At 41.0% G+C, this 16,050-nt stretch carries 15 protein-coding genes and 2 tRNA genes; 15 read left to right on the forward strand and 2 right to left on the reverse strand.

What is annotated here, in order from left to right; genetic code table 11:
• Positions 1 to 56: 56 nt before the first annotated feature.
• The 4 genes from yabP (at position 57) to ACDZ29_RS10905 (ending at position 1,930) form a co-directional block, all read left to right on the forward strand.
• On the forward strand, positions 57 to 365 hold the full coding sequence (yabP, locus tag ACDZ29_RS10890; RefSeq protein WP_289323303.1) for a sporulation protein YabP: 309 nt from the start codon (positions 57 to 59) through the stop codon (positions 363 to 365).
• A complete protein-coding gene (gene yabQ / locus ACDZ29_RS10895) occupies positions 362 to 994 on the forward strand; it encodes a spore cortex biosynthesis protein YabQ (RefSeq protein ID WP_375090830.1) in 633 nt (210 codons plus the stop codon). The genes yabP and yabQ overlap by 4 nt, the downstream gene beginning before the upstream one ends.
• Before the next feature lie 13 nt (positions 995 to 1,007).
• A complete protein-coding gene (locus ACDZ29_RS10900) occupies positions 1,008 to 1,394 on the forward strand; it encodes a septum formation initiator family protein (protein ID WP_375090831.1) in 387 nt (128 codons plus the stop codon).
• Positions 1,395 to 1,474: 80 nt separating this feature from the next.
• A complete protein-coding gene (locus tag ACDZ29_RS10905; RefSeq protein ID WP_289314079.1) occupies positions 1,475 to 1,930 on the forward strand; it encodes a S1 domain-containing RNA-binding protein in 456 nt (151 codons plus the stop codon).
• Positions 1,931 to 2,128: 198 nt separating this feature from the next.
• On the opposite strand, the gene ACDZ29_RS10910 is transcribed toward ACDZ29_RS10905, so the two are convergent.
• A tRNA-Glu gene (locus ACDZ29_RS10910) sits at positions 2,129 to 2,200 on the reverse strand.
• A gap of 20 nt (positions 2,201 to 2,220) precedes the next feature.
• Positions 2,221 to 2,294: transfer RNA gene (locus ACDZ29_RS10915), tRNA-Met, on the reverse strand.
• A gap of 327 nt (positions 2,295 to 2,621) precedes the next feature.
• On the opposite strand from ACDZ29_RS10915, the gene spoIIE reads away from it, so the two are divergent.
• The 11 genes from spoIIE to folP all read left to right on the forward strand — a co-directional run bounded on the left by spoIIE (position 2,622) and on the right by folP (position 16,050).
• Positions 2,622 to 5,096, forward strand: a complete 2,475-nt coding sequence (spoIIE, locus tag ACDZ29_RS10920; protein ID WP_375090832.1) for a stage II sporulation protein E — start codon at positions 2,622 to 2,624, stop codon at positions 5,094 to 5,096.
• A 183-nt stretch (positions 5,097 to 5,279) separates the two neighbouring features.
• The gene (locus ACDZ29_RS10925) at positions 5,280 to 6,017 is read left to right on the forward strand and encodes a VWA domain-containing protein (protein ID WP_353957883.1); all 738 of its coding nucleotides are present in this window, start codon (positions 5,280 to 5,282) and stop codon (positions 6,015 to 6,017) included.
• Positions 5,986 to 6,981, forward strand: a complete 996-nt coding sequence (locus ACDZ29_RS10930; RefSeq protein WP_375091130.1) for a protein kinase family protein — start codon at positions 5,986 to 5,988, stop codon at positions 6,979 to 6,981. The genes ACDZ29_RS10925 and ACDZ29_RS10930 overlap by 32 nt, the downstream gene beginning before the upstream one ends.
• 90 nt (positions 6,982 to 7,071) lie before the next feature.
• A complete protein-coding gene (gene tilS / locus ACDZ29_RS10935) occupies positions 7,072 to 8,466 on the forward strand; it encodes a tRNA lysidine(34) synthetase TilS (protein WP_375090833.1) in 1,395 nt (464 codons plus the stop codon).
• Positions 8,467 to 8,498: 32 nt separating this feature from the next.
• Positions 8,499 to 9,038 carry a hypoxanthine phosphoribosyltransferase gene (hpt, locus tag ACDZ29_RS10940; protein ID WP_064462624.1) on the forward strand — a complete coding sequence of 180 codons (540 nt, stop codon included), beginning with the start codon at positions 8,499 to 8,501 and terminating at the stop codon, positions 9,036 to 9,038.
• Positions 9,039 to 9,155: 117 nt separating this feature from the next.
• A complete protein-coding gene (ftsH, locus tag ACDZ29_RS10945) occupies positions 9,156 to 11,216 on the forward strand; it encodes an ATP-dependent zinc metalloprotease FtsH (RefSeq protein ID WP_289314076.1) in 2,061 nt (686 codons plus the stop codon).
• A 175-nt stretch (positions 11,217 to 11,391) separates the two neighbouring features.
• Positions 11,392 to 12,171, forward strand: coding sequence for a type III pantothenate kinase (locus ACDZ29_RS10950; protein WP_289314075.1), 780 nt, complete (start codon positions 11,392 to 11,394; stop codon positions 12,169 to 12,171).
• 26 nt (positions 12,172 to 12,197) lie between these two features.
• Complete coding sequence (gene hslO, locus ACDZ29_RS10955; protein WP_289314074.1) at positions 12,198 to 13,079, forward strand: Hsp33 family molecular chaperone HslO; 882 nt, start codon at positions 12,198 to 12,200, stop codon at positions 13,077 to 13,079.
• 19 nt (positions 13,080 to 13,098) lie between these two features.
• Positions 13,099 to 13,995 carry a peptidyl-prolyl cis-trans isomerase gene (locus tag ACDZ29_RS10960; RefSeq protein WP_375090834.1) on the forward strand — a complete coding sequence of 299 codons (897 nt, stop codon included), beginning with the start codon at positions 13,099 to 13,101 and terminating at the stop codon, positions 13,993 to 13,995.
• 129 nt (positions 13,996 to 14,124) lie between these two features.
• Positions 14,125 to 15,051 carry a cysteine synthase A gene (gene cysK, locus ACDZ29_RS10965; RefSeq protein ID WP_289314072.1) on the forward strand — a complete coding sequence of 309 codons (927 nt, stop codon included), beginning with the start codon at positions 14,125 to 14,127 and terminating at the stop codon, positions 15,049 to 15,051.
• 162 nt (positions 15,052 to 15,213) lie between these two features.
• A complete protein-coding gene (gene folP, locus ACDZ29_RS10970) occupies positions 15,214 to 16,050 on the forward strand; it encodes a dihydropteroate synthase (RefSeq protein WP_289333738.1) in 837 nt (278 codons plus the stop codon).

Below are 16,050 nucleotides of genomic sequence, written 5' to 3' on the forward strand. Positions count from 1 at the left end.
CCATTCTTACGGACATACACTTGTACAAAATCAGTGGTACTGTGAGGGATGAAAAAATGAGCCAATATAATGATCCGAATGCTAGTTATACAAAGGGAACGATCCAAGAGCATGATGTAATGATGAAAGGCCGCCGTTTACTTGATATTACCGGTGTCAAACAAGTGGAAAGCTTTGATAATGAAGAGTTTCTGCTCGAAACGGTAATGGGGTTCTTATCCATCAGGGGTCAAAACTTGCAAATGAAGAATTTGGACGTTGATAAAGGCATTGTTTCCATTAAGGGAAAAATTTTCGACCTTGTTTATTTAGATGAGCAATCAGGGGAGAAAGCTAAAGGCTTCTTTGGCAAATTGTTCAAATGACCTTAACGATCCAATTTTATACGTTGCTTGCGATGATAGGCATGGGCAGTGGCTTTGGAGCTGCCCTAGATACGTATAGCCGGTTTCTGAAGCGTTCAGAAAGGAAAAGGTGGATTGTATTCATCCATGACTTCCTTTTCTGGATCATTCAGGGTCTCCTTATTTTTTATGTTTTGTTTTTAGTGAATGAGGGGGAGTTTCGCCTCTATTTATTTTTGGCCTTATTATGCGGTTTTTCAGCTTATCAAGCACTTTTCAAAGGTTTCTATCAACGGTTTTTGGAGTTTTTGATAATACTGGTGATAAAGTTGGCGAGATTTATAACGAATTTGGTTCACATGCTGATATTTCTTCCGATAAAATGGGTAATAGTATCTTTAATAGCCATCATCATCGGGATGGGAAAGTTCGTTTTAGCATTATTAAAATGGGCGGGGAAAATACTTCTCTTTATATTAAATGTTTTCTGGAGGCCAGTAAAATGGATTCTGACCCATATATGGAATTTATTGCCGGTTTTTGTTACGAAAAACGTCGGGAAGTTTTATAATAAAGGAAAAGGGATTTTATTGAAAATAAAGAATTCTATAATTAGAATGCTAAATAGATGGAGAACTAAAAAGAAATGAGGAGCGATAAAAAATGAGTAGCCTTCGTAAAAGGAAAGTGGCAAAAATAGAAAATCCCTACGTCGCTCAAGAAGAGAAAAAAGTGCAAACCGTAGAAAAAAAGAAGCGTGGTCTAATGCGTAGATTAACTCTATACTCAGTTTTCGCCGCTGTCTTTTTGATTTTGGCTGTTTCCACCCTCATAACGCAAAATGTTGCACTGGATGAGAAAGTTCAACAGAAGGAAGAATTGAAGGGAAAGTTAGCTAAATTGGAAAAAGACGAGACCCTTCTTAAAGAAGAAATCGTGAAGCTAAATGACGACGACTATATAGCGAAAATAGCCAGACGTGATTATTTCTTATCTGAAAAAGGTGAAATCATTTTTACCCTTCCAAAAGGGAAGGAAGATAGTGACTAATATTGACACTGTTTTTTTACTTTCGTTATAATATAGTGTGAAGAGATTTTTTAACATTTCTAAGGAGGAACATTTTTTTTATGTCAATCGAAGTAGGCAGCAAGTTACAAGGTAAAGTAACAGGCATAACTAATTTTGGTGCATTTGTTGAGCTCCCTCAAGGTTCAACCGGTCTTGTCCATATCAGTGAAGTGGCTGATAACTATGTAAAAGATATCAATGATCATTTAAAAGTGGGCGATACGGTTGAGGTGAAAGTCATCAATGTGAAAGATGGCAAGATTGGCTTGTCCATAAAAAAAGCGATAGACCGACCTGAAAGTGAGCAAAAACCTGCATACACACCACGTCCGCGCCAAGGAAGAGGGAATGACAGCCGTTCCAAAGACTTCCGCTCGAAAAGTAATGGTTTCCAACCCAAGGAAAACTTTGAGCAAAAAATGGCTAAATTCTTAAAAGATAGCGAAGACCGCTTAACGACCCTTAAACGTAGCACCGAAACGAAACGGGGAGGTCGAGGAGGAAGACGCGGATAAAACTGCTGCTGAAAAATAATAGTTTAGCAACTTTTCCTGTGAAATTATTCATAGTGTAGATAAAGGCAAGCTTGCCGGCTTGTCTTCTTTTAATTTTATAAGGTTTTACTCATCGAATTGAATTCAACGGCAATAAATAGAAAAAGCGCCTCTGTACACTTACTCGGATAAGTGTGCAGAGGCGCTTTTGGTATTTGATGACCCGTACGGGATTCGAACCCGTGTTACCGCCGTGAAAGGGCGGTGTCTTAACCGCTTGACCAACGGGCCGTGATTTTAATAATAAAGGATAGCGGCAGAGGGGATCGAACCCCCGACCTCACGGGTATGAACCGTACGCTCTAGCCAGCTGAGCTACGCCGCCAAAATGGTATGTGCTACTGAAGCACAAGTTATATCTTACATTCGTGAAGAAAAAATGTCAACAAAAAAAAAAAAATTTGTCGGTTTCCATTTCCTGATTATTTATTCATGTTATTTTCCGCAAAAATAACCTAAAAACTTTGCTTTTCTTCAAAAATAAAAGAACACCTGTTTCTGTATTGAAAAAAAAGGCACAAAAACCTGTATACAAATGATTGTTCAAGAAGAATTTCGTCGAACGTTTTTCTTATAAGCTTATAAAATTCTGACAAAAAAATAAACAAGCCCTCTATATAATAAAAATCACTAATACGAATGGGGTGTTGAAATGGAAAAAGTAGAAAGACCCATGATGGAACCGCTTGGAGATGTTCAGTTAAAAGAAGCGAAGGCAGGAGCCATCAATTGGATCCAACAACTGCAAATGAAGTCGGAAGACATATTCATAAAGAAAGGTATCTCTTTAGCCATTATCGGTTTTTTATTAGGACGAGCATTAATTCTTTCGCAGCTGGCACCATTTGGACTTCCGTTTTTCGCAGCCGTTTTTCTCATGAGGCGTGACAGGGCTCCACTTGCATTATTCGGATTGATTGCAGGTGGGCTGACCGTTCACTATTCCAATAGTTTAGTCATCTTTGCATCGGCGTTCCTGCTTCTGTTATTTCATAAGATCAAGAAGCCCGCCGTAGAAGGACAATTCAAGACGATGTCGATGTACGTCTTTGCTTCACTATTCCTGGTCAACCTGGCCGAGCAATATCTGGTATTTCGAACGATTCAGCTGTACGACCTGATGATGATAGGAGTAGAGGCGGGACTCGCCATGATCTTAACCTTAATCTTCATACAGTCCATCCCGCTGCTAACCGTACGGACAAAAACTCAATCATTAAAGACGGAGGAAATCGTCAGTATCATCATCTTGCTGGCTTCGGTGATGACCGGAACCATAGGCTGGATGATATACGATTTATCACTCGACCATATATTCTCACGATACTTGGTCCTCCTCTTCGGGCTGGCGGGAGGGGCCGCCATAGGCTCCACTGTAGGTGTAGTTACTGGATTGATATTCAGCTTGGCAAGTATCGCAAGTCTTTATCAAATGAGCCTTCTCGCTTTTTCCGGGCTTTTGGGCGGGTTGTTGAAGGAGGGAAGGAAGATAGGGGTCGCAGCAGGCCTCTTAATCGCTACGACACTGATAGGTTTATATGGTGAGGGCACCAATAATATTATGGTGACCCTTTATGAATCACTTGTAGCGGTGGCTTTATTTATATTAACACCGACATCCATAATCAACAAAATAGCGAAACATATACCGGGAACCGTCGAGAATTCCGATGAACAGCAGCAGTATGCCCGGAAAGTGAGGGATGTTACCGCTCAAAGGGTGGAGCAATTCTCACATGTATTTGAGGCGCTCTCAAATAGCTTTTCCCAAGTGGATGAAAGGGGGAGATTGGAGGAAGATGAGAAAGAATTCGACTACTTCTTAAGTAATGTAACGGAAAAGACTTGCCAGCTCTGTTTTAAAAAGGAACAATGCTGGTCCAAGAACTTTAATACAACTTATGAGGGTATGCAGGAAATTATGCTTCAGTTAAGTGAAAATGATGGGCAACTACCCCAAAAGACTTCGAAAGAATGGGGGAAATATTGTAGTCGCGGACCTCAGGTCATTGGGGCGATATCACAGGAGCTTACTTATTTTGAAGCAAACCAAAAGTTAAAAAGGCAGGTGAAAGAAAGCCGGAAACTGGTTGCGGATCAGCTGCGGGGCGTTTCTGCAGTAATGGATGATTTTGCAAAAGAAATTCAAAGGGAAAGGAAGAATCATCATGTACATGAAGAATCCATTATGGAGGCCATCCAGGATTTTGGCCTGCATATAGGCTATGTTGAAATATACAGTCTAGAACAAGGAAATGTTGATATAGAGATGAGTGTCCCATACTGCCAGGGCAGAGGGGAATGTGAAAAGTTAATAGCACCAATGCTTTCGGACATTTTAGGGGAAACGATAGTCGTTCATTCAGAAGAGTGTGCAACGTATCCAAACGGGCAATGTGAGGTGATATTTAGGTCAGCAAAAAAATTCACGGTCGAAACGGGTGTGGCTCATGCTGCCAAGGGGGGAGGGCTTGTTTCAGGAGATAGTTATACGACCATGGAAATTGGTTGCGGAAAATTCGCAATAGCCATTAGTGATGGCATGGGAAATGGGGAAAGGGCCCATTTTGAGAGTACAGAGACATTGAAGCTGCTTCAAAAATTTTTACAATCGGGAATAGAAGAAAAAATAGCCATTAAATCCGTAAACTCCGTATTATCTCTACGCACTACCGATGAAATTTTTTCAACTCTTGATTTGGCAATGATTGATCTTCAGGACGCAAGGGCTAAGTTTTTAAAAATCTGTTCGATACCGAGTTTCATTAAAAGGGGGGATAGGATAATAAAAATTGAATCGAGTAACCTCCCTATGGGAATCATCCAGGATTTCGATGTTGATGTTGTATCAGAAGAGCTAAAGGCAGGGGATATATTAATCATGATGAGCGATGGAGTATTCGATGGTCCCTCCCATGTCGAAAATATCGAGTTCTGGCTTAAACGAAAAATAAAAGAAATGGAGACAGACGATCCACAGGAAATTTCTGATTTAATATTGGAGGAGGTCATCCGAACAAAAGGGATTATAGATGATGATATGACAGTGGTAACATCAAAAATTAAACACAATACACCGAAATGGGCATCGATTCCCGTTTCTCCAAAACGAAAAAAGGCCCAGTAGGGGGCCGTTTATATACATCAAATAAATAAAACGATAAATGAGGTGATTTATTGGAAGACGGATAAAAGGTAAAAAGATGAACACAAGGCCATGAATGTGACTTGATTGCGTATGTCTTTGGCGTATAAATTCCCCCTTTTTAGTCAATTATGGTAACAGATTGAAAGGAAGGGAGAGCAAAACATGAAAGCAGGAACATTAAGACAGATTTTGCTTATAACCGACGGATGTTCAAATCATGGTGAGGAGCCTTCTGCCATGGCCGAATTAGCAAGGAAGCAAGGTATAACCATCAATGTCATAGGTGTTATGGAAAATGATGTGATAGATGAAAAGGGACTTAAGGAAATCGAGAAGATTGCTGGTTCAGGAGGTGGCGTAAGTCAAATAGTCTATGCACAGCAGTTGTCCCAAACCGTCCAAATGGTGACCCAAAAGGCAATGACTCAAACTATACAGGGAGTTATCAATCGTGAACTTCAACAAATACTTGGAGACTCAAGAACGATGGAAGATCTTCCGCCGGAAAAACGAGGGGAAGTGATGGAGGTGGTTGATGAGCTTGGGGAAACAAGCAAGCTCGAAGTACTGATTCTTGTCGATACCAGTGCAAGCATGAAACATAAACTGCCTACCGTAAAAGATTCTTTATTGGATCTTTCCCTGAGTATGAATGCAAGAATGGGTGACAGCCGTTTTTCCGTATTCGTATTTCCTGGGAAAAGAAATGATGTGGAAAAGTTGCTGGATTGGACCCCGAACCTTGAAGCCTTGACGGCAACTTTTCCTAAGCTTAGTACAGGGGGACTCACTCCGACAGGTCCGGCCATTCGTGAAGCTTTAACATTTTTCAATAAAAAACGTTCATTGAGGGGATTGTTATCACATGATGATGAACAATACTTTGAGGAATCAATGTAAACTCCTGCCTGACAGTTTGGTCACTGGAAAATGGAATAAGAACGAGTACAAAATAATTAAGGAATTGGGGTGTGGAGCGAACGGGATCGTCTATTTGGTTGAAAGAGAAAATCGTCATTATGCTTTAAAGCTCAGTGATAATGGGACGTCCATTATTTCGGAGATGAATATCCTAAAATCCTTTTCAAAGGTCCAGGGGTCTACCCTTGGACCTTCCTTTTTGGAAGCGGATGATTTCATGAAAACAGGAAAGCAGCTCCCTTTTTATGTCATGGAATATATCCATGGACACGATTTTTTGCGTTTCATCGATAAGAAAGGGTCATCGTGGATTGGGGTCTTGACGCTTCAGCTTTTAACCAGTTTGTCTTCCTTGCATACTAATGGCTGGGTGTTCGGGGATTTAAAACCTGAGAATTTGATAGTGACTTCACCAGCCTATAAAGTCCGGTGCGTGGATGTAGGCGGAACCACCTTGATTGGGCGATCTGTTAAAGAATTCACCGAGTTCTTTGATAGAGGGTACTGGGGACTTGGATCAAGAAAGGCTGATCCGCAATATGACTTGTTCGCTGTGGCGATGATTATAATCAATTCTGCCTATCCTGGACGTTTCCATAAGAAAGGGGAGGGGTATAGACAGCTTAACGACTTGATTAAGCAGAAAAAGGAATTGCACCCATATAGAAAGATGTTGGATAAAGCACTCCACGGGCAGTATGATTCAGCCCTCCAGATGCGGGAGGATTTGATAACAGTGATAAGTAAGCAAAATAACTTGAAGAAAAAGGGCCAGAGTCAGGCAGCGACAGGTCAGCCATCAACAATCCAACCCTCAACGAGGCAAGCTAGAAGGTCCCAAAACTACTCCAATAAGAAAAGGGGAGGTTTCTTTGAAACTTTTTTGCTGGTTGCCATAATATCGATGCTCTATGTTCTTTACATATATGAACAGTTGTTATGATATAGTTAATTGATGAATGCGTGGAATAGTTGAAACCATTTCATGTTTGAATCGTATAAACTAATGCCTGTCATAAAGAAGGAAGATTGTATGTTAAAGGAAAAAGTTCTGAACACCATTTATAGAAACGAATTGATTCAGGAAAACTCGAAGTTGCTCATAGGCGTTTCCGGGGGACCGGACTCGTTGGTGCTTCTCCATATCCTTAAGGAAATTCAATCTATTTTTCATTACGAGATGATTGTTGCAAGTGTTGACCATATGTTCCGTGGTGAAGAATCATATGAGGATTATAAATATGTAGAGCAAATATGTATACGGTGGGGCATCGCATTTGAAGGAAAAAGGATCGATGTTCCTGCCAGGATGGAACAGACGGGGGAAAGTTCCCAAATAACGTCAAGAAAGTTACGTTTTGCTTTCTATGAAGAAATGATGGATAAGCATCAAGCCTCCACCCTTGTCCTGGGACATCATGGAGATGATCAAATTGAAACGATGCTCATGCGTTTAACAAGAGGGGCGACAGGTAAGGCAAGAGCGGGTATTCCTATAAAGAGACGTTTTCATACCGGTCACCTGATCAGGCCTTTTCTTGAAATCACGAAAAGCCAAATTATCGAATATGCGGGTCTTCATAATATTGAACCAAGGTTTGATCCGAGTAACGAAAAAGATGTCTATGTAAGAAATCGTTTTAGACATGAAGTCCTTCCATTTTTAAAGAAAGAAAATAGAAAGGTTCATGAGCATTTTCAAAGATTCAGTGAAGAGCTTTATGAAGATGAAGAGTTTTTTCAGAACCTGGTTTCAAGCAAAATGTCAGAGGTTTGGATACAACAGGATAAAGATCAAGCGGTTATTCAGATTGATAAGGTTCTCGCGATGCCTAAACCTTTACAAAGAAGGGCGATTCAACTAATATTAAACTATCTTTATTTGGAGAGACCTTCATCGCTTTCGGCATTACATATTGACCAACTTTTAGTTTTGTTTTTAAATCCTCAACCATCTGCTGAATTGCATCTTCCGGAGGGCCTTATTGCTGAAAAATCATATCAAACTTGCACGTTTAGATTTTTCCGGCAAAAAAGCCATAAATATTCCCTTAAATTACAAATTCCCGGTGAGACTATTCTTCCGAATGGATATAAGATTAAAGCGCACTATATAAAAGAAGAAATTCCGGCTCTTAGAGGAAACAATTCTTTTATACTTCCCGAATCTGCAGTTCAGTTTCCGCTTACAGTCCGAACCAGGAATGAAGGCGAACGGATGGCAGTCAAGGGATTGGGTGGAACTAAAAAGTTGAAGGAGATTTTTATTAATGAAAAGATCCCGATGCTAGAAAGAAATGTGTGGCCGGTCATCATCGATCAAGCTGGAACGGCCATTTGGCTTCCTGGTTTAAAGAAATCGAATGTTGAACCGGATATAATTTCTGATGAAAAATCTTTAATCTACTTAGAATATAAAAAAGCTTAAATCTTCATGGGGGGCAATTAATTACTATGACCATGCAAAACGACATTGAAAAAGTTTTAATAACTGAGGAAGAACTTCAAAAAAAAATCAGGGAATTGGGTGCGCAGCTTGAAGCTGATTACCAAGGAAAGTTCCCGTTGGCCATCGGAGTGCTGAAAGGCGCCATGCCATTTATGTCAGATTTACTGAAACGTGTGGATACACATCTTGAAATGGACTTTATGGATGTTTCAAGCTATGGTAACTCCACTGTATCTTCCGGTGAAGTGAAAATCATCAAAGATCTTGATGCATCTGTAGAAGGCCGGGATATTTTAATCATCGAAGATATTATCGACAGCGGTTTAACCCTTAGCTATCTTGCGGAACTTTTCCGTTATCGAAAAGCAAAATCAATTAAAATCGTTACCCTATTGGATAAACCAACAGGCAGGAAAGCGGATATCACTCCGGACTATGCTGGGTTTATCGTTCCGGATGCATTTGTTGTCGGATATGGTCTTGATTTTGCAGAAAAGTATCGTAATCTCCCGTATATTGGCATATTGAAGCCTGAAATTTACTCGAATTAATCGTACCTGTTTGAAAGAGAAGACCAGATAAAAACAGCGGTGTTAAATTATTGTAATTCATTAATTTTGTATGATAGTATTTACTATAGTTTGTTTACCCGTGGGAGGAGGTAAGGGATGAATCGGATCTTCCGTAATACCATATTTTATTTACTGATCTTTTTGGTCATCATTGGGATTGTAAGCATCTTTAATAATAACAATGAACCAACAGAGAAAATGACCCAAGATGAATTCTATAAGCATTTGGAGAGTGGGGACGTCACAGCACTAACGATGCAGCCCGAAAGCAGTGTATTTGAAATCACAGGGAAGCTCAAAGGTTATGAGGAAAATAAATTCTTTGTTACTTACGTGCCTTTCAGTGAATATTCGCAGAGTCGAATTAATGATGCCGTAACCAAGTTGGATAAAGACATCATCACTGTTGAACCTCCAGAAAAGACAAGTGGTTGGGTGACATTTTTCACTTCCATCATTCCATTTGTAATCATTTTTATCCTCTTCTTCTTTTTACTTAACCAAGCTCAGGGCGGCGGTGGTGGCCGTGTCATGAACTTCGGGAAAAGTAAGGCGAAATTGTATAATGATGATAAGAAAAAAGTACGCTTCAATGATGTTGCCGGAGCGGACGAAGAAAAGCAGGAACTTGTCGAGGTCGTTGAATTCTTAAAAGATCCTCGCAAATATGCCGAGCTTGGAGCCCGTATTCCTAAAGGGGTACTTTTAGTTGGCCCTCCTGGTACAGGTAAAACTTTACTTGCACGGGCAGTAGCTGGTGAAGCCGGTACTCCTTTCTTCTCAATCAGTGGTTCTGATTTTGTTGAAATGTTTGTGGGTGTCGGTGCATCCCGTGTTCGTGATTTGTTTGAAAATGCTAAGAAGAATGCACCATGTATCATCTTTATCGATGAAATTGATGCAGTCGGACGTCAACGGGGCGCAGGTCTTGGTGGCGGTCATGATGAACGTGAACAAACACTGAACCAACTACTGGTAGAAATGGATGGTTTCGGTGGGAATGAAGGAATCATTATCATTGCTGCAACTAACCGTGCTGATGTATTGGATCCTGCATTATTGCGTCCAGGACGTTTTGACCGTCAAATAACGGTAGGCCGCCCTGATGTTAAGGGCCGTGAAGAAGTCCTGAAAGTGCATGCACGTAATAAACCTTTAGCAGAAACTGTCGATTTGAAAGCAATCGCTCAGCGTACACCAGGGTTTTCTGGTGCAGATCTTGAAAACTTACTGAATGAAGCGGCGCTTGTAGCTGCCCGTCAAGATAAGAAGAAGATCGACATGTCCGATTTGGATGAAGCTTCGGATCGCGTTATCGCGGGGCCTGCCAAGAAAAATCGTGTCATTTCCAAAAAAGAACGGAATATTGTTGCATGGCATGAAGCGGGCCATACCATTATTGGATTGGTTCTGGATGATGCGGAAGTCGTTCATAAAGTTACGATTGTCCCTCGTGGTCAAGCTGGCGGTTATGCAGTTATGCTGCCGAAAGAAGATCGTTTCTTCATGACGGAACCTGAACTTAAAGATAAAATCGTAGGACTTTTGGGTGGCCGCGTATCCGAAGAAGTAACATTCGGAGAAGTGAGTACCGGTGCTCATAATGACTTCCAGCGTGCAACGGGCATAGCTCGAAGCATGGTTATGGAATATGGTATGAGTAAGCTCGGACCTCTTCAATTCGGTAATTCTCAAGGTCAGGTCTTCCTAGGCCGTGATTTCAACAATGATCAAAATTATTCAGATGCAATCGCATATGAAATCGATCTTGAAATTCAACGTATCATCAGGGAAGCTTACGAAAGATGTAAGAAGATTCTTACTGAAAATCGTGAAAAACTTGATTTGGTTGCAAAAACCTTGCTTGAAGTGGAAACACTTGATGCTGAACAAATCAAAAGTTTATTCCATAACGGAAAATTGCCAGAACGGGATTATACCGCTCTAAATGGGAATTTAACCACTGATGAGAATGTCAAGGTGAACATCAATACGAAGAAGGAAGAAAAAGAGGCCCTATTAGATCCATTGGATAAGAGAGGACCTGAGGACCTTGAAATAACGGAGGAAGGATTGAATACTCCTCCAATCAAAGAAGGTACACCTCAAGATCAGCCGCTTTCCTTCCCGAACGAAGATGACAATAAAAAGTCTTAAATCGACTAAATTCAAAAGGGTATTTCCGCCTCGGAAATACCCTTTTCTTAACCCTTAAATGAATTTGGGATATAAGAAAAAGATGCTGGGGTACCATTCGAAAAGTGCGACTGATAGCGTGGGAAATAACAGTGTGGTATGATGTTGGAGAATAATTTACCGGAGTGATGAAACGATGATTTTTGTATTGGATGTTGGGAATACGAATACTGTATTAGGCGTATACGATGAAGATATTTTAAAATATCATTGGCGAATTGAGACTAGCCGTAACAAGACAGAAGATGAGTATGGAATGGTCATAAAGTCTTTGCTGCAACATGAAGGTCTTTCGTTTGATCAATTTGATGGAATCATCATTTCTTCGGTAGTTCCGCCTATTATGTTTGCACTTGAACGTATGTGCAAAAAATACTTTGGAGTTAAACCGCTTATAGTTGGACCTGGAATTAAAACTGGATTGAATATTAAATACGAAAATCCCCGTGAGGTGGGAGCTGACCGAATTGTTAATGCTGTTGCTGGCATTCAGGAATATGGAAGCCCTCTCATTATCGTGGATTTTGGCACGGCAACTACATATTGCTATATAAATGAGGATAAACAATACATGGGAGGAGCAATTGCTCCGGGTATAAACATTTCCACAGAAGCACTTTATTCAAAAGCAGCCAAACTTCCAAGGATAGAAATCAGCCGACCTGAAGGAATCATTGGGAAAAATACGGTATCTGCCATGCAGTCTGGTATTTTATATGGGTATGTTGGACAGGTTGAAGGAATCGTTAATCGAATTAAGGCGCAAAGTAATCTAGAACCAACGGTAATAGCGACAGGCGGACTGGCTACCCTAATTGCTAATGAGTCTACTGTCATTGACGTTGTTGAGCCATTTTTGACCCTAAAGGGGCTGCAGCTGATATATAAACGAAATCGTGAGCAAGTGAAGAAGTAATACACAGCATGGAAGGAGCAAAATAAATGAAGGATTATCTAATAAAGGCGTTAGGCTATGAAGGACAGGTTCGGGCATATGCTGTTTCAACAACTGATACTGTAGGAGAAGCTCAGCGACGCCATTATACATGGCCTACTGCTTCCGCTGCCCTTGGGCGTGCAATGACTGCAGGTGTAATGATGGGCGGAATGTTAAAAGGTGAAGAAAAGCTGACGATTAAAATCGAGGGTGGTGGCCCGATTGGATCCATCCTGGTCGACAGCAATGCCAAAGGAGAAGTCCGTGGATATGTCACTCACCCGCAAACCCATTTTGATTTGAATGAACAAGGGAAGCTTGATGTCAGGAAAGCGGTTGGAACTGATGGATTGTTGACTGTTGTGAAAGATATTGGTCTGCGTGATCACTTTTCAGGGCAAGTACCGCTTGTATCGGGAGAGTTAGGTGAAGACTTCACTTATTACTTTGTTACTTCCGAGCAGGTGCCTTCTTCTGTGGGTGTTGGGGTTCTGGTGAATCCAGATAATTCGATCCTTGCTGCAGGTGGATTTATCATTCAACTGATGCCAGGTACATCCGATGAAACGATATCCAAAATCGAGAGTAGACTAAGCACGATAACTCCTGTCTCTAAGATGATTCAAAATGGCCTGACTCCTGAAGAAATCCTAACCGAGATTTTAGGTGAGGGCAATGTAAATATCTTAGAAAAAATGGATGTCGAGTTCTCCTGTCAATGTTCAAGGGAAAGAATTGCCAATGCATTGATTAGCCTTGGACAAGAAGAGATTCGGGATATCATTGAGACAGAGGGACAAGCAGAGGCGCAATGTCATTTTTGTAATGAGACCTACCAATTCTCGAAGGAAGACCTCGAGGAACTAGAAGCAGAAACCAAAAAATAATTGACGGGGGATAAGGGTTTTGCCTAAACAAAAGCTTCGGGCGATTATTGCCGGCCTTGCCTTGTTGAACCTATTGACAATCATTATCTTTTTCATAAGACCATTAATCATTTCAAAATCCGTCATTGGGGAAGAAACGGGCGCAAAGGTTGGCTCCAAGGATATTTCCCGGGAAGCGTGGATTAATGAGCTTGAAAAAAGATATGGGGAAGATGTACTTGAGGAAATGGTCGATAAAGAGGTAGTCAAACAGGCAGCAGAAAAATATAAAGTGAAAATTAAGGATGAAGAGCTCGATCGGGAAATTAAAATGATGAAAACAATGTATGGGACTGCAGGTCAGACTCTTAATAAAAGTAGCGATCAATTGAGGCAGGAGATTCAATCGAGTCTCCTCCTAGAGAAGCTCCTCACCAAGGATGTTTCGGTTTCCGAAACAGCAATGCGGAATTATTATGATAATAATAAGGATATCTACCGGATCCCTACTACTTTTCATATTTCCCATATTACCTCGTCTACAAAAAAACAATCAGACAAAATCATACGTGAACTGGAGAAAGGCGTCTCTTTTGATGTCTTAGCGATGGAAAAGTCCCTTGATGAATTCACTGCCAATCAAGGGGGCGACATGGGTTATATATCACAGGATAACGAGCAAGTCTCCAAGGAATACATTAGTGCTGCCGAAAGATTGAAGGTAAAAAAGTGGAGTGATGCAATCCAAACGGAAGATGGCTGGGCCGTTCTCTATCTGCATGAAAGAATAGAGGGCAAGCAGTATGAATATGCTGAAGTCAAAGACAAGATTCGCCGCCAAATAGCTCTTGAACAGATTCAGGCACCGGTCTCAGGGAAAATTTTCTGGGACGAATTTGATGTAGAATGGTTTTATGGATTGAAAGAACAAAAGTAGGTCAATGGTTGTGTGAGAAAATTTAGAATATAGTATATAATCATTGACAATGAACTATTAAAACTGGTAACTTTAATTTAATAAAACCAATAAACATACTCGGTATTGAAATGATAAGGAGTGGAGAAAATGGCACGTATAGCTAATTCTGTAATCGATTTAATTGGGCAAACACCTATTGTGAAGTTAAACAAGCTTCAAAATGAAAACAGTGCAGATATTTATTTGAAACTTGAGTATTTTAACCCAGGCAGTAGTGTTAAAGACCGCATCGCCCTTGCGATGATCGAAGCAGCAGAAAAAAACGGTAACCTTAAGCCAGGTGATACGATCATTGAACCAACAAGTGGAAATACTGGAATAGGACTAGCGATGGTAGCTGCAGCAAAGGGCTATAAATCAATTCTGGTAATGCCGGAGACGATGAGCTTGGAACGCCGTAACTTGCTTCGCGCTTATGGGGCTGAGTTAGTTCTTACACCTGGACCAGAAGGAATGAAAGGTGCGATCGCTAGAGCAACTGAGCTGTCTAAAGAAAAAGGTTACTTCATCCCGCAGCAATTCGAGAATGAAGCCAACCCTGAAGTTCATCGTAACACTACTGGCCCTGAAATCGTGGAAGCCTTTGGTGATGAAGGCCTGGATGCATTCGTTGCCGGAATCGGTACTGGTGGAACCATAACAGGAGCTGGTGAAGTCCTGCGTGAAAAATACCCTGACATCAAAATTTACGCTGTTGAGCCTGCAGACTCTCCAGTATTATCGGGGGGTACTCCAGGTCCTCATAAAATCCAAGGAATCGGTGCAGGCTTCGTTCCAAGTATTTTGAATACAGATCTCTATGACGAAATCATTCAAGTCAATACAGAGGAATCGTTTGATTATGCCCGCCGCGCAGCAAAAGAGGAAGGAATCCTTGGTGGAATCTCTTCTGGAGGCGCAATTGCAGCTGCCATTAAAGTGGCTGACAAACTGGGAAAAGGCAAAAAGGTACTTGCTATCATACCAAGTAACGGTGAACGCTACTTAAGTACACCATTATATAACTTTGAGTAAAACCAGACACTAAAAATGAGAAGCGAAGTTCCTTAGGGGCTTTGCTTTTCTTTTTGTAGTAAAGTAGCTGAAGTGTTCCAAATCTTCATGGAGCTTGCACTATGCCTATGTAAATGGGTAAACTCGTATATATAGATTTCTTTAGGCGAAGGAGAACGTTGGATGTCATTAGCTGGAGCGTCAAAAATAAAATGCGGTTCATTTGATTTGGATTACAGCAATAAAACCTTAATAATGGGGATTTTGAATGTTACGCCGGACTCCTTTTCGGATGGCGGGAAATATAATCGGATAGATGCTGCTTTGAAGCATGCCGAACGGATGGTCAACGATGGAGCGGATATATTGGATGTAGGCGGAGAGTCCACCCGTCCTAACTATGAGAGGATATCGGATGAAGAGGAAATAGAGAGAGTCGCCCCAATTATTGAAGCCATATCCCGTAATATTGAGGTTCCAATATCGGTCGATACGTATAAATCAAGAGTAGCGGAAGCGGCGGTAAAAGCAGGAGCCCATATATTAAATGACATTTGGGGAGGTAAAGCCGATTCATTGATGCCAAAGGTTGCTGCGGAATATAAGGTGCCGATCATCTTGATGCATAACCGGGATAATATGGGTTATGGACATTTTGTCCGGGATGTACTTCAAGATTTATTCGAAAGCATCATGTTGGTAAAAGATGCGGGAGTCAAGGATGAAAACATCATTCTCGATCCAGGTATTGGTTTTGCGAAAGATTTAAAGTTAAATTTGGAAATGATGAGGAATCTTGATAAGCTGGTATCATTAGGTTATCCCGTGTTGCTAGCCACATCAAGAAAGTCCATGATTGGACATGTTCTGGACTTGCCGCCTAGTGAGCGGATGGAAGGAACAGCGGCTACAATTTGCCATGGAATTCAACAAGGCTGTCAAATGGTTCGTGTGCATGATGTGAAGGAAATGGCGCGGACTGCAAAGATGATGGATGCTCTATTAGGAAAAGGTGAATGA

Source organism: Peribacillus sp. RS7, from assembly GCF_041956845.1.
Lineage (GTDB): Bacteria > Bacillota > Bacilli > Bacillales > DSM-1321 > Peribacillus.